Source organism: Wenzhouxiangella psychrophila, from assembly GCF_042310375.1.
Classification (GTDB): Bacteria; Pseudomonadota; Gammaproteobacteria; order Xanthomonadales; family Wenzhouxiangellaceae; genus Wenzhouxiangella.
In genome coordinates this window covers 147,282-161,491 of the sequence record NZ_JBHJMQ010000006.1, presented here as the reverse complement: position 1 = coordinate 161,491, position 14,210 = coordinate 147,282, and the positions used below count along the sequence as shown (strand labels likewise).

14 protein-coding genes and 2 pseudogenes are annotated in these 14,210 nt (G+C 62.1%); 10 read left to right on the top strand and 6 right to left on the bottom strand.

Annotation, left to right across the window (positions count from 1 at the left end):
- Window positions 1-106 precede the first annotated feature (106 nt).
- Window positions 107-664, bottom strand: coding sequence for a transglycosylase SLT domain-containing protein (locus ACDC66_RS09805; protein WP_376696528.1), 558 nt, complete (start codon window positions 662-664; stop codon window positions 107-109).
- A gap of 24 nt (window positions 665-688) precedes the next feature.
- On the bottom strand, window positions 689-1,318 hold the full coding sequence (locus ACDC66_RS09800) for a helix-turn-helix transcriptional regulator (protein ID WP_376696527.1): 630 nt from the start codon (window positions 1,316-1,318) through the stop codon (window positions 689-691).
- A gap of 234 nt (window positions 1,319-1,552) precedes the next feature.
- Here ACDC66_RS09800 and ACDC66_RS09795 point away from each other — a divergent pair.
- A pseudogene (locus ACDC66_RS09795) lies at window positions 1,553-2,250 on the top strand (vitamin B12 dependent-methionine synthase activation domain-containing protein).
- A gap of 86 nt (window positions 2,251-2,336) precedes the next feature.
- On the opposite strand, the gene ACDC66_RS09790 reads toward ACDC66_RS09795, so the two are convergent.
- Window positions 2,337-2,921, bottom strand: coding sequence for a DUF2058 domain-containing protein (locus ACDC66_RS09790; protein ID WP_376696526.1), 585 nt, complete (start codon window positions 2,919-2,921; stop codon window positions 2,337-2,339).
- Between the two features lie 20 nt (window positions 2,922-2,941).
- Window positions 2,942-3,652 (bottom strand): FKBP-type peptidyl-prolyl cis-trans isomerase, encoded by a 711-nt coding sequence (locus ACDC66_RS09785; RefSeq protein ID WP_376696525.1) that lies wholly within the window; start codon window positions 3,650-3,652, stop codon window positions 2,942-2,944.
- A gap of 227 nt (window positions 3,653-3,879) precedes the next feature.
- Here ACDC66_RS09785 and ACDC66_RS09780 point away from each other — a divergent pair, with 227 nt between their 5' ends.
- From ACDC66_RS09780 to ACDC66_RS09750, 7 genes are all read left to right on the top strand, one after another.
- Window positions 3,880-4,107, top strand: a complete 228-nt coding sequence (locus tag ACDC66_RS09780; RefSeq protein WP_376696524.1) for a hypothetical protein — start codon at window positions 3,880-3,882, stop codon at window positions 4,105-4,107.
- Window positions 4,104-4,478, top strand: coding sequence for a GntR family transcriptional regulator (locus ACDC66_RS09775; RefSeq protein ID WP_376696523.1), 375 nt, complete (start codon window positions 4,104-4,106; stop codon window positions 4,476-4,478). The genes ACDC66_RS09780 and ACDC66_RS09775 overlap by 4 nt, the downstream gene beginning before the upstream one ends.
- Window positions 4,475-5,359, top strand: a complete 885-nt coding sequence (locus ACDC66_RS09770; RefSeq protein ID WP_376696522.1) for an ABC transporter ATP-binding protein — start codon at window positions 4,475-4,477, stop codon at window positions 5,357-5,359. The genes ACDC66_RS09775 and ACDC66_RS09770 overlap by 4 nt, the downstream gene beginning before the upstream one ends.
- Window positions 5,356-6,324: a hypothetical protein gene (locus ACDC66_RS09765; RefSeq protein ID WP_376696521.1), complete on the top strand. Its 969-nt coding sequence runs from the start codon at window positions 5,356-5,358 to the stop codon at window positions 6,322-6,324. Before ACDC66_RS09770 ends, ACDC66_RS09765 begins: the two co-directional genes overlap by 4 nt.
- Complete coding sequence (locus tag ACDC66_RS09760) at window positions 6,321-6,659, top strand: hypothetical protein (RefSeq protein ID WP_376696520.1); 339 nt, start codon at window positions 6,321-6,323, stop codon at window positions 6,657-6,659. The genes ACDC66_RS09765 and ACDC66_RS09760 overlap by 4 nt, the downstream gene beginning before the upstream one ends.
- Before the next feature lie 261 nt (window positions 6,660-6,920).
- On the top strand, window positions 6,921-9,110 hold the full coding sequence (locus ACDC66_RS09755) for a TonB-dependent receptor family protein (RefSeq protein WP_376696519.1): 2,190 nt from the start codon (window positions 6,921-6,923) through the stop codon (window positions 9,108-9,110).
- Between the two features lie 125 nt (window positions 9,111-9,235).
- Window positions 9,236-9,556: a DUF4156 domain-containing protein gene (locus tag ACDC66_RS09750; protein ID WP_376696518.1), complete on the top strand. Its 321-nt coding sequence runs from the start codon at window positions 9,236-9,238 to the stop codon at window positions 9,554-9,556.
- Between the two features lie 2 nt (window positions 9,557-9,558).
- Here the strand turns inward: ACDC66_RS09750 and ACDC66_RS09745 are convergent.
- Both ACDC66_RS09745 and uvrB read right to left on the bottom strand, forming a co-directional pair.
- A pseudogene (locus ACDC66_RS09745) lies at window positions 9,559-10,077 on the bottom strand (type 1 glutamine amidotransferase domain-containing protein).
- Window positions 10,078-10,162: 85 nt separating this feature from the next.
- Entirely contained in the window at window positions 10,163-12,181 is a 2,019-nt protein-coding gene (gene uvrB, locus ACDC66_RS09740) for an excinuclease ABC subunit UvrB (protein ID WP_376696517.1), read from the bottom strand.
- Window positions 12,182-12,282: 101 nt separating this feature from the next.
- Here uvrB and ACDC66_RS09735 point away from each other — a divergent pair, with 101 nt between their 5' ends.
- Window positions 12,283-13,461 (top strand): pyridoxal phosphate-dependent aminotransferase, encoded by a 1,179-nt coding sequence (locus tag ACDC66_RS09735; protein ID WP_376696516.1) that lies wholly within the window; start codon window positions 12,283-12,285, stop codon window positions 13,459-13,461.
- Window positions 13,458-14,150: a YceH family protein gene (locus ACDC66_RS09730; protein WP_376696515.1), complete on the top strand. Its 693-nt coding sequence runs from the start codon at window positions 13,458-13,460 to the stop codon at window positions 14,148-14,150. Before ACDC66_RS09735 ends, ACDC66_RS09730 begins: the two co-directional genes overlap by 4 nt.
- The last annotated feature ends 60 nt before the right edge of the window (window positions 14,151-14,210 follow it).

Genomic DNA, 14,210 nt, shown 5'->3' with positions numbered 1-14,210 from the left:
CCTCTCCGATTTACAAACTAGCACCAGGGATACAAGGTTTCCAATAGTCGACCCGCCCAGCCCGGGTACAAGTGGTGATGGAGCCTTGCAGTCAGCCATACTCAACTCATCGCCAGTCAGCAATCGGACGCCAGGCACCGACCGGCCCGCAGGCGCCCTGCCGGGGCGACCTGCAGCGCGGACCAAAATCGTCCAGGTCAGGATAGCTGTGTCGCCAGGGTCGCAATTCGCGAGGACAACAATGACGGTGGGCGTCGCGAAAGACCGCCTGTACCCAGCGTTGCGTGCGCCGGTTCGGACGCTCTGTACCTGCGTAGTAGACGCTCAGAGTCGTTTCCCAATCGCCGTGTCGTTCGAACAAATCTTGAATCAGATCCAGCCCGATTCGGAGATTGGCTCGAGGATCGAGCAATCGACAATGGATGCAATCCTCCGATAACGCGGCGATTTCTGGGCGCACGCCCAAAACGCCAACCCGCCCTGCCCAGTCGCGATAGTCAGCACGGCAAGCCGACATCGTCCGAGCAATCGCCACGGCATAGGCCGGTTCAAGTCCACGCGCGCTGGCTTCCTCCTCGATGACAGCAACCCGCTGAGGCGTGCACTGCCCCCAGGCTGCCGGCGCGAAAAAGGCCAGAAAAAAGACAGCAAGCATCCGGTTCATGATCAACTCCTGCATTGTGTTCACTTACCGTATGGGAGGATCAGAATTGAAATTTCTCCGACCTGAATCAGAAAAACCGTTTCGCGACGATGAAAATTCCACTACAGGGCACAGTCGGCTGAGGATTTGTACGATCATTTGTCCCTGCCGCTGCCATCCGTTTTTCTTCATGGCATTTTTCAAGTGCGTTCGGGTAGTTTCATAGGAGATTTCGTGCTTATCGGCATACTCACGCAGGCTTTGTCCGGTCAGCATCAAATTGACCAGATCCGCTTCCGTGGCAGTCATCTGGTAGCACTTTTGCAGGGTGGCGGTGAAATCGTGATTGGCTCGCGCTGGATCGCTGATAATCAGGGCCAGACGATCGTCAGCGATGCGGAACAGCGTGGCCAGCGTGCTACCAGCATGGGCGCCCGCCTCTGATGTCAGGCTGAATATTTCATATTGGTGGTCAACAATAGCCTTGGTTGCTGATTTCAGCAGAGTGTTCAGTTTTTGCTGCACCGAAATCAGGTGCCGATACCCAAGCCGGATCTGGGTTAGATCGGGCTGGATATCGCGCAGCACATGCAGTCCCCGGTCGCTGAACTCAGGCGCGTCGTACAGAGCCCATACGACCTTCTCGCGCCCCCGTTTGTTGATCCCGCTCTTCATCCCACCCCCTCCGGGTGGTCCTGTAGTAGTGCCGCCTCCGACGGGTGCAGCCCGCTACTGCCTGCCAACCGCTCTTTGGCTTGGTGCTGATCAAAGGCTAGCAGGCCGATTAGCCGCTGACATCACCCAAATGGGGTAGTTGTGCCCTCCCTCCGGCCGGCACAAAGCCTGCTTCTCTTTATGCCTGAAAGCCGGCTGACTTTCAAATAGGGCCCTTGGCATCTCAAAGGTTGGCTGCAATCCGACTGGCTGACCGCACGCGCCATCTGCGCGCTGTGGCCTGCCGCGCGTGACGGCGACGATGTGCTTTTCTATACCGACGAATCGCGCAGTGAAGTCATGGAGCGCATGGTCATGCTGCGCCAGCAGGCCGAAAAACCCTCGGCCAACCTGTGCCTGTCCGATTACGTGGCCGAGGCCGACAGCGGCGTCGACGACTGGGCCGGACTGTTCGCGGTGACCACGGGCATCGGCCTCGAAGATGCACTGGAGCAGTTCCCGGAGACCGATGACTACAGCCGCATCCTCCTGCAGTCCATGGCCGACCGCCTCTGGCCGAGGCGCTGCACCAGAAGGTCCGGACCGAGCTCTGGGGCTATGCCCCCGACGAGACACTCGACAGTCGGGGACTGATCCGGGAGAAGTATCGCGGCATCCGCCCGGCGCCCGGCTATCCGGCCTGCCCCGACCACAGCGAAAAGGCAAAGCTGTTCCGGCTGATGGAGGTAACCGACAACATCGGCATTGAGCTGACCGAGGGCTTCGCCATGAAACCGATGGCGGCGGTCAGCGGCTACTACTTCGGACATCCCGACAGCAAGTACTTCGTCGTCGGCAAGCTGGGAAAGGATCAGGTGGAAGATTACGCGGAGCGCAAGGGCGTCAGCGTCGAGCAGGCAGAGAAGTTCCTGCGGCCGAACCTGGATTACTGAAAGAAGGTTTCAGGGTTCAGGTTTCAGGAAAAAACCGATCAAAGCCCACCCCTGAAACCTGAAACCTGAACCCTTAAACCTTACTTCTACCAAACCAGGTCGTCGGGCACCGGGGGGTAGTGGCTGCCGTCGTCTTCGGGTTCGTCGCGGCCTTCCAGACTGGGGACCAGGTCCGGTGCAACTTCGCGGTACTTTTCCAGGGTCTCGAGCGAGACCAGGAGGTAGGAGCCGCGCAGGTTGACCACGCCAATCTCGCCATTGTTGAGCTGATCGCGCTGTTCGGGCGTGCACAGGACGCGCCGGATGCGCCCCATGTGCTCGAAGTAGCGCGGGACCTCAGCTTCCTTGCGGTTGAGGGTATTGCCCTTGAGAATTTCGTCGAGCTGTAGATTGCGCTTGCGGCGCTCCTCCTGCTCGGCGACTCGGCGCTTTTTCTCGGCCTCCTTTTCCTGCACCTCGGCCTTGCGCCGGGCAGCGTAGGCGCGGGCCAGGTCCGAATCGGCAGGCTTCTTCTTGCCGGCGCTGCGCTTTTTCTTCCTGACCGGGCCGCTTCCGCGAGCCTTTGCCGGACCGGGAGCACCGGCGCCAGGCTTGCCCCGGCGCCGGCTCTTTTCGGCCTGCTTTTCGTCGGTCAGCCCTGCCTTGAGCAGGGCATCCTGCAATGTCCCCATGGCGATCGATTCGTCGGCTCTTATTCCTGGGACTCGCTGTCGGCCACTTCGAGCAGCTCGACTTCGAAAATCAGGGTCGAATTCGGACCGATCGGCCCGGGCCGACCCTGCTCGCCGTAAGCCAGGTCGGAGGGAATGAAGAACTCGTACTTGCCGCCCTCGGACATCAGCTGCAGGCCTTCGGTCCAGCCGGGGATGACCGCATCAACCTCGATGGCGATCGGCTCGCCACGATCATAGGAGCTGTCAAACACGGTACCGTCGATCAGGGTGCCCTTGTAGTGGACGGTCACCTGGTCCTCGGCGGCCGGGCTGGCGCCGTCGCCTTCTTCGATCACGCGATACTGCAGGCCGGAATCGGTCACCATGACATCATCACGCTCTGCATTTTCTGCCAGGAAGGCCTCGCCGGCTTCGCGATTGGCAGTGCCCTCTTCCTCGCGCTGTGCTTCCATCTGTTGCTGGCGGCGCTGCATGAACGCCTCGCGCTCAGCCAGGGCTTCCTCTTCCGTCAGGAGCGTTTCCTCGCCGTTATAGCTGGCGCGCAAGGCCTCGATCAACAGATCGAGATCAAGGTCCATGTCCTGTTCGGCCAGAGATCCGCCGATATCCATGCCAATGGTGTAGCTCAAGCGATCTTCGGGTGTCTCGAGGGCTTCGTCCTGGGCCAGGGCCGCTGTCGAAGCACTTGCGACCAGCACGGAGCCGGCCAGAATTCGGGCAATCTTCATGAAATAGAACTCCTTGGGAAAATGGGCTTTTCGAGTTTGCCTGTGACCAGCACAATGGCGGTCAGTTCCGTCGCGGAAGTTTACCAGATCACTCAGTGCGCCTGAATCCGCCTCAAGGACTTGACTCTGTGGTGGTGTTGTACTAGAGTAGTACACCAACACGACAGCCGAAGGAGCTGACCATGTTGCCGATTTCAAAACGCCGGACATTCGTCATACCCCACAGAATGGCGCTAGTTGCAGCCGCTGTGTGCCTGGCGTTGTCCTTCACCGTCGATCGCTCGGGTATCGAAGAACAGCTCCAGGCCGAACGGACCGAAACCATGGAGCGGACCGAGGCGGTCAATCCCGAATCGGCCCCGGTAACGCAGCGCGAGCAGGCCGGAAGGTCAAGCTCGGGCGGCGACTCCAATCTCCGCCTGCTGCCCTGGTTTTCAGGCCTGTCGCGCCCATGATGGAAGCGCGCTGGGACGACAACCAGCCGATTTACTGGCAGCTGCGCGAAAAGACCGTGGCCGCCATTCTCGACGGCACCCTCCAGGAAGGCCAACCGTTGCCCTCCGTCCGACAGGTGGCGGTCGACTTCCAGATCAATCCGCTCACGGTTTCCAAGGCCTATCAGTCACTGGTTGACGACGAACTGGTGGAAAAGCGTCGGGGTGTCGGTATGTTCGTGCGCGAGGGTGCGCGTCGCATGCTGCTGGCGAGCGAACGCAAGCGGTTTCTCAACGAAGAATGGCCGCGGCTGGCGCAACGGATCGAGGGACTCGGTCTGTCGATCGAGGATCTGCTGGCCGCACGCAATAACGAGGAGAGCAATTCATGAGTCTGACCATTCACGCCCGGGACCTGAAGCGGTACTACGGCAGTAACCGGGCTGTCGACGGTATCGACCTGGAAATTCCGCCTGGACGCATCGTTGGCCTGATCGGCCCCAACGGCGCCGGCAAAACCACGGCGCTCAAAGCCATACTCGGCCTGACCGGCTACAGCGGTGAGCTCGAAGTACTCGGCCGGAAGCCCGACAAGGACCGCGACGAACTGATGGAGGATGTTTGCTTCATCGCCGACGTCGCCGTGCTGCCCCGCTGGGCGCGCGTCTGGCAGGTCATCGAAATGACCGAAAGGCTGCACCCACGGTTTTCGCGCGAGCGCTGCATGCATTACCTCAAGAACACCAAGGTCAAGCCGAAGACCAAGGTCAAGGCCCTGTCCAAGGGCATGGTCGTGCAGCTTCACCTGGCCCTGGTGATGGCCATCGATGCCAAGCTACTGGTGCTCGACGAGCCCACCCTGGGCCTCGACATCCTGTTTCGCAAGCGCTTCTATTCCAACCTGCTGAACGAATACTTCGACGAGGAACGCACGATCCTCATCACCACCCACCAGGTCGAGGAAGTCGAACACATCCTGACCGACCTGCTGTTCATCAAGGACGGCAAGCTGGTGGTCAACGCCACCATGGATGCCGTCCACGAGCGCTACCGCGAGGTCATGGTCAAACCGGATCGCGTCGAGGAGGCGCGCGCGATGCAGCCCTTGCATGAGCGTGTGCTCTTCGGCCGCCACATCTTTCTTTTCGACAGCGGTGATATCGATCGCCTCAAGGAAATCGGCGAACTGCATCGACCCAGCGTGGCCGACCTGTTCGTTGCCCTGATGGGCGAGGAATACGAAGACAACGCCGGCGCGGAGGAAGCAGCATGAGCACACGCGCGATTTCGAACCTGTGGACATTGATGCGTCGCGAACTCTGGGAAAGCCCCGGCGCGTTCAAGTGGGCGCCCATCATCATCCTGGGCCTGATCCTTTTCTTTATCGTCTTTGGACTCATTCTGGGTTCGCGCTTCGACAACGAGATGGCTTTCACCCTTGACGCCATCCGGCAGTTCGCCGACGTCCCGGCCGACCAGAAGCGACTGTTCGTGACGGGTGCCCTGTTCGCGGTTTCGGGGCTTTTTCTGCAGCTGCTCATTCTGATACTGCTCTTCTACCTTTCCAGCTGCCTCTACGACGAGCGCAAGGACCGCTCCATCCTGTTCTGGAAGTCTCTGCCGATCTCCGACAGCATGACCGTGGCCTCGAAGGTACTCACCGCCTGGCTGCTCGCCCCGGCTATCTACCTGCTGGCGGCCATCGTCACCCAGCTACTGGTGCTGCTTATCGCGTCGGGCTATGGGCTGATGGCGGGCATCAATCCCATCACGGAATTCTGGCTGCCGGCGAGCCTGCCCAAGCTGTGGTTCGTCATGGCGCTCGGCCTGCTGGTGCAGGGACTTTGGCTGATGCCCATTTACGCCTGGCTGGTGTTCTGTTCTTCCTGGGCCCCGCGCGTACCCATCCTGGTCGCGGTCGCCGTACCGGTCGCGATCTCGTTGTTGCAACACGCCTGGAGCATGCTTTCGAGCTTCAGCCTGCCGCAGATGAATGTCGGCAAGATCGTACTCGAACGCCTCGGCAGCGGCCTCATTCCGAGCAACATCGGCTGGCAAGTGCAATCCAGTGGGGGGCAGGTCGACATGAGCGACGTCGAGTTCAGCGAGGACGTATTCATGAGCTTTTCCAACAGCCTGGACTTCCTGCTGCGCCCCGGCATGTGGGTCGGCCTGGTCATCGCCCTGGCCCTGCTCGCCGGTGCAGTGTGGTTCCGGCGCCGCGCCACTGACACTTGATTTCGACGCCATTCACTCTCGTCGCCCTGGCCGCCCTGATGGCCGGGGCGATCGGGGCCCTTTGGCAGGGGGCGGCCTGGCCTTTCGTCATCGGCCCGGGCCTCGCCGCCGGCGCACCCCTGGCTTTTGTCGCGTTGCATCTGCGCACTCACAGGCCGCTGGATCATCACCCGATAACGATTTCCGTGCTCAGCGGTCTGGGCTGCGTCATCGCCATGATCGGCAGTCAGCGCTTCGGTGACGAATATGCCTGGACGCTCTATACGGCGCTGGCGGCGCTGGTTGTCTGGATGCTGTGGCAACGCGAGCAACGGCGGCGCCCGCCATCACCCTAGTGGGCCAGTCCTGCGCCCGCCCATCCGCACAGGCTTGTCAATTTGGCTCCATGCCCGTTTCCGTCATTAAATATTCGATCATTCGAATTTGTTTGATATTTGGTGCTTGAGATTTGGAATTTTTCAAGCTCGATCCATCGCTTCAAGACGAGCTGTTTGCGGCACCCCTATCGGAACTCTAAGTGAAATACCCTTATTGCGCCTGAGAATGATTTGCGTTTAGAATACCGGCCTTCAATTTCAACCAAGGATTGACGACCGATGAAACACCTCTCGCTCGCGGCAATCGCGCTCGCATTCGCCGCAACCGCCGCCGCAAATCAGTCCACGGAACCGGACCGGGAAAAGCAGAAAGAAGAAGAAAACGCCGCCCGGACAACGCAGCAAAACCTGCAGGCCAGCCTCGATCGCATGCGCATCATCGGCACCAGCGAGGACGCACGCCGCCTTTCGGGCACCAACGCTGTTGTCGACCCGCAACAGATGGAAGTCGAGCAGCAGACCGATATCAACCAACTGCTCAAGACCGTGCCGGGCGTCTACATCCGCGAGGAAGACGGCGAGGGGCTTCGCCCCAACATCGGCATTCGCGCCGCCGCCGGCGGCCGATCGAGCAAGGTGACCCTGCTCGAAGACGGGGTAATGATCGCCCCCGCGCCCTACTCGAACCCGGCCGCCTATTACTTCCCGCAGGCCTTCCAGATGCATGCCGTGGAAGTGCTCAAGGGCGCCCCCCTGCTCCGCTACGGTCCGCAGACCACTGGCGGGGTCATCAATCTCGTCACAACACCGATTCCTTTGGAAAACAGCGGCCGCATCGTTACCACCCTGGGCGAGAACAGCGAACACAACACGCACGCCTGGGTCGGCGGTCGCGAGGGCGACTTCGGCTGGCTGGTCGATACCGTCTATCGCAACAGCGACGGCTTCAAGGACATCGACCGCAGCAACCGCGACGCCGGTTTCGATATCCAGAGCTACATGCTCAAGTTCGGCTGGACCGGAGAGCGCCAGAGCCTAATGGCCAAGGCGCAATATTCCGAAGAAACCTCCAACGAAACCTATCTGGGACTGACCGATGCCGACTTCGAGCGCGATCCGAACCGGCGCTACGGCTTGTCCGAAATCGACCAGATGAACAACGACCACCAGGGCTTCTCTCTGGCCTGGGACCTCGATCTGAGCAACCAGGTCACCCTCTCGGCCCTGGCCTACTACAACGAATTCGCCCGCGACTGGTTCAAGGGCAGCTTCGGCTCGCTGATCGACGCCGCCAATGCCGGTGACGAACAGGCTCTCGCCATCCTGCACGGAGAGCTCGATGCTGCCGGGCTCGACTACAAGCACAACAACCGCGAGTACGAGTCCTACGGACTGGAACTGGGGATCGACGCCAGTTTGGGCGATCACCGCCTGCAGCTCGGCGCGCGCGACCACAGCGACCGCATGGACCGCTTCCAGCCGGTCGAAGTCTACGACCAGGTCAACGGCAGCCTGGTGTTCCAGGACACCATCGCCCCGACCGGCAGCAACAACCGCCTCGAAGGCGCCGACGCCTTTTCCTTCTGGGCCCTGGATCAGTGGCAGGTCACCCCGGACGTCAAGCTCGACCTGGCGCTGCGCTACGAAGATGCAGACACCTTCCGCCGCCAGTTCGGCACGACTGACCGCAGCACCGATCCCGCGCGCCGGAGCAGCAGCGCCAGCGAGTGGCTGCCCGGCGCATCCATGACCTGGGATTTCACCGACCATTACCAACTCCTGGCCGGCGTGCATCGCGGCTTTGCCCCGCTCAGCGGCGGCGCGACCGAAAACGACGAGCCGGAAACCAGCGTCAATTACGAGCTGGGCCTGCGTCATTTCCGTGACGACCTCTTTGTCGAGCTCGTGGGCTTCCTCAGCGACTTCGAAAACCAGGCCGAAGTCTGCTCGAACGCCAACCCGTGTAGCAATGGCGCCACCAGCGGCAGCTTCGTCACCGGCGAAGCCGTCGTCAAGGGCGTCGAGTTCCAACTCGGCAACGAGTGGCGCGCCGGCGGCCTGACCATTCCGCTGAGTTTCAACTACACCTATTCCAATGCCGAGATCAGCGAGAACAACCCCGTCACCGGCGTGTCCGACGGCGACGAGCTGGCCGACATCCCCGAACATCTCTTCAGCCTGCGCCTTGGCCTGGAGCACGTCAGCGGTTGGGACAACCACTTCGTGGCCAAGTACATGGACGAGACCTGCATCCAGGTTGGCTGCAATAACGCCGACGAGCCCTTCGACCGCACCGAGTCGCTGTTTGTGGTCGACTGGATCTCGCGCTATGCGGTCACCGATGCCATGACCGCCTTCGTGAAGGTCACCAACCTGCTCGATCGCCAGGTGATCATCTCGCGCCTGCCCGACGGCGCCCGGCCCAACAAGCCGCGCACCGGCATGGTCGGCGTCGACTACAAGTTCTGATCCGTCCCGCAGTCCGGGCCTGTCGGCAGGCCCGGGCTCTTCTCCCCTGCCCCGCGGCAAGAGCGTTGACGCTCGGCCTGCCTCGCCCTATCGTGATGCCCTCGGACTTCGATAGGTAACCCGGAATGAGAAAAGCACTGATCGCCGGCGCCGTAGCTGCGGCCCTGACTGCCGGCTGCAGCTGGGTCAAGCTCGAGCGTGGCGCCGAAGGCGTGCGCCTGGTCGAACCCTCGATGGCCACCAACTGCGAACGCCTGGGCACGACCACGACTTCCGTGCGCGAGCGCGTTGCCGGCGTGGAGCGCAGCCCGGGCAAGGTCGAGGCCGAACTGGCCGACCTGGCGCGCAACAGCGCCTGGGATCTCAACGGCGACACCATCGTGGCCGACGGCCCCGTTCAGGACGGCGAGCGGCGGTTTATCATCTACCGTTGCCGCTCAAGGTAGGATCAATCCTCCAGCGCGGCGAGGATGGCCTTGCAGAAGGCCGGCAGGTCGTCGGGCACGCGGCTGCTGATCAGGTTGCTGTCGACCACCACTTCCTCGTCGACCCAGTCGGCGCCGGCGTTGACCATGTCGTCGCGGATCGATGGAAAGGACGTGACTCGCCGGCCGCGGACGATATCGGCCGATACCGGCACCCAGCCGGCGTGACAGATCCAGGCCACCGGCTTGCCGGCATCGTGAAGCGCCCGAACCAGGTCAACCATTGCCTTGTGACGGCGCATCTTGTCGGGCGCCATGCCGCCCGGAATCACGACGCCATCGAAGTCTTAGGCTTTGACGTCGGCGGCGTTCGCGTCAACGGTAACGGCATAGCCCTTGCCGCTGTGATATTCATCCTTGCCCGCACCAAGCACTGACACCCGCGCGCCAGCCTCGATCAGCCTCAACCGCGGGTAGTGCAGTTCCAGCTCCTGGTAAGCGTCTTCGGCGAGAATTGCGATGTGCTTGTCACTGATGGCCATTCTTTACTTCGGCTATTGACGATGACATAAACAGTACTGCACTCGCTTGAAGAACTATTCAAGAGAGGCCGGGTAAAGGCAGGAATCAGGTCGCGATCTTGAAGCCCTGTTCGCGGATTTTGTGAATACGATCGCGGATCTCGGCCGCCTTCTCGAACTCGAGGTCTTCCGCTGCCTGGAACATCTCCTTCTCCAGCTTTGCGATTTCCTTCGCGGCATCCGCCGGTGAGACCGGCTCGACCGCGTAGTCGGATTCACGTTCTTCGGCCACCTTGCGCGCCGGTTTTTTCTTGCCCGGCATCTGCTGGGCGTCAGCCATGATGTCTTCGATGTTCTTGACGATGGTCTGCGGTGTGATGCCGTGGGCCTCATTGTGGGCGATCTGCCTGGCGCGCCTGCGCTCGGTTTCCTCGATGGCGCGCTGCATCGAATTGGTGATCTTCTCGGCATAGAGAATCGCCTTGCCGCGCACGTTGCGCGCCGCCCGGCCGATGGTCTGGATGAGCGAGCCTTCCGAGCGCAGGAAACCCTCCTTGTCGGCGTCCAGTATCGCCACCAGCGAGACCTCGGGCATGTCCAGGCCCTCACGCAGCAGGTTGATGCCGACCAGCACATCGAAGGCGCCCAGCCGGAGATCACGAATAATTTCGACGCGCTCGACCGTGTCGATGTCCGAATGCAGATAGCGCACGCGCACATCGTGCTCGGCCAGGTACTCGGTCAGGTTCTCGGCCATGCGCTTGGTCAGCGTCGTGACCAGAACCCGGTCCCCCTCACCTACCCGCAAGCGAATCTCCGACAGCAGGTCGTCGACCTGGCTAGACACCGGGCGAACTTCCACTTCCGGGTCGACCAGGCCGGTGGGCCGCACGACCTGCTCGGCAACGGTCTGGGAGTGATCGAACTCCCACTGCCGAGGCGTGGCCGAAACCAGGACCATCTGCGGGGCGCGTTCCTCGAACTCCTCGAAGGTGAGCGGCCGGTTGTCCATCGCCGAGGGCAGCCGAAATCCGTACTCGACCAGGGTTTCCTTGCGGGCGCGGTCGCCGCGGTACATGCCGCCGATCTGCGGGATGGTCACGTGCGACTCGTCGACGATCAGCATCGCGTCCTTGGGCAGGTAATCGAACAGGGTCGGCGGCGGGTCGCCGGGCTGGCGGCCGGTGAGATGGCGCGAGTAGTTCTCGATGCCCTGGCAGTAGCCCAGTTCGAGCATCATCTCGATGTCGAACTCGGTGCGCTGCCGCAGACGCTGCGCTTCGAGTAGCTTGCCGGCCTGTTCGAGCTGTTCGAGCCGTTCCTTGAGCTCGGCCTTGATCGCCTCGATGGCGTCGAGCACCACCTGCCGGGGCGTGACGTAATGGGTCTTGGGGAAGATCGTCAGTTCGTCGGTCTTCTCGTGCACCTCGCCGGTGAGCGGATCGAAGAAGCTGACGCGTTCGATCTCGTCATCGAACAACTCGACACGCACGGCCTCCATTTCAGAATCGCCCGGGAACATGTCGATGACCTCGCCGCGAACGCGGTAGGTGCCGCGCCGCAGCTCGAAGTCGTTGCGCGAGTACTGCATTTCGGCCAGGCGCCGGAGGATCTCGCGCTGGGGCATGCGCTCGCCCACTTTCAGCGGCAGCGTCATCTTCAGGAAAGAGCTGGGATCGCCCAGGCCGTAGATCGACGAGACGGTGGCGACGATCAGCGAATCGGGCCGCTCGAGCAGTGCCTTGGTCGCCGACAGGCGCATCTGCTCGATGTGCTCGTTGATCGAGGCGTCCTTCTCGATGAAGGTGTCCGACGAGGGCACGTAGGCCTCGGGCTGGTAATAGTCGTAATAGCTGACGAAATACTCGACGGCATTGTCGGGGAAGAAAGCCTTGAACTCGCCGTAGAGCTGGGCGGCCAGGGTCTTGTTGGGCGCCATCACCAGGGCCGGGCGCTGGACGCGCTCGATCACGTTGGCCATGGTGAATGTCTTGCCCGACCCGGTCACCCCGAGCAGCGTCTGGTGCGACTGCCCGGCCCCGAGCCCCTTGACCAGGGCATCGATGGCGGCCGGCTGGTCGCCGGCCGGCTCATAGCTCGACGCCATGCGAAAACGCTTGCTCATTGCCCCGTTTCACTCCTCAAGATTGTTTGTCCGATTATAATCGTGACTACAGTTATGGCTGTTTAATGCCATTCACTCTGAATCCAGTAGGGAGTTCTATCGTGACTTTCCGATTTGCATCACGCGTCAGCCAGGTCAAGCCCTCGGCCACCATCGCGATGGCGGCCAAGGCTGCCGAACTCAAGGCCGCCGGCAAGGACGTGATTTCGCTGAGCATGGGTGAGCCCGATTTCGACACGCCGGCGCACATCCGCAAGGCGGCGGCCGAGGCCATCGAGGCGGGCCAGACCCGCTATACGCCGGTCGACGGCACGCCCGAACTCAAGCAGGCGGTCATCTCGAAGTTCCAACGCGACAACGAACTGAGCTACGGGCCGAACCAGATCCTCGCTTCCACCGGCGCCAAGCAGAGCCTGTACAACCTGATGCAGGCCCTGATCGGCGAGGGCGACGAAGTACTGATCCCCGCGCCCTACTGGGTGTCCTACCCGGACATGGCCCGCCTGGCCGGCGGCGCCCCGGTGACCCTCAACACCTCAGCCAAGAACAACTACCTGGTCACGCCGTCCCAGCTGGAGGCCTCGATCACCGATCAGACCCGGCTGTTGATCCTCAATTCGCCCAGCAACCCCAGCGGCCGGGCCTACACGCGGGACCAGCTGGCCGCCATCGGTGAGATCCTTCTCAATCACCCGAAGATCGTCGTTTGCACCGACGACATCTACGAACACATCTGGTGGGCGAACGAGCCGTTTTCCACGCTCGCACAGGTCGTCCCGGCCCTGCAGGATCGCACCCTGGTGGTCAACGGCGTCAGCAAGGCGTATGCGATGACCGGCTGGCGCATCGGCTATACCGCCGGCCCGGCCGAGATCATCAAGGAAATGAAGAAGATCCAGGGCCAGAGCACCTCCAACCCGAGCTCGGTCAGCCAGGCCGCGGCGGTAGCCGCACTCAACGGCGACCAGAGTTGCGTGGGCGAGATGTGCAAGGCCTTCAAGGAACGCCACGACTGGCTGGTGCCCGCGCTCAACGAGCTGCCGGGGGTGAGCTGCGAGCCCGGCGAGGGCGCGTTCTACGCCTTTGCCGACTTCAGCGGCGCAATCGAAAAGCTGGGACTGGGCGACGACATCGAACTGGCCGAACACCTGCTCGAGAAAGCCCTCGTGGCTTCGGTACCCGGCACAGCGTTCGGCACGGTCGGTCACCTGCGCCTGTCGTTCGCCTGCGGCCTGGACACGCTCAAGACCGCGGTCGAGCGCATCGGAGACGCGCTTTGAGCGACGGGAACGAAAACACAGGCTATGACTCGGGGCCGGAAGCGCCTGACAGGGAAGCCGAAGGCGTCCGGCTGAGTGCCGTCGAAGCACGCGTACTCGGTTGCCTGGTCGAAAAAGAGTCCACAACGCCCGACGCCTATCCACTGACGCTCAACGCCACGACCACGGCCTGCAACCAGAAGACCAGCCGCGACCCCGTCATGAAGCTCGATCCGGGCCGGGTCGGCCAGGCCCTGCGCGAGCTCGAGCGCAAGGGCCTGGTACGCCACGATTTTTCCTCGCGCGCCGAACGCTACCGGCACACCGCCGAAAAGGGCCTGGAATTGACCCGGGCCCAGCTCGCCCTCGTCGCCCTGCTGATGCTGCGCGGCCCGCAGACCGTCAATGAGCTGTTGACGCGCTGCGAGCGCATCCACCGCTTTGAAGACGCCGAAGACGTTGCCTATACCCTGGAACGGCTGGGCCAGAAATCACCGCCCCTTGTGGTACGCCTGCCCCGCCAGTCCGGGCAACGCGAAGACCGCTACATGCATCTGCTCTGCGGGCCTGTCGACATGGATGCACCTTCCGCTGCGCCACGCGTGGCTGCGCCGGAGAACTCGCCGGACGTGGACGAACTGATCGAGCGCATCGAAGCGCTGGAGCGGCGGGTGAAGGATCTCGAGGAGGGAACTTCCTCCGGCGATTGATACAGGGAGCTTCTGAGCAACTCAGCGCAGAGTTATTCAGAGGATCCCAGTACTACGCAG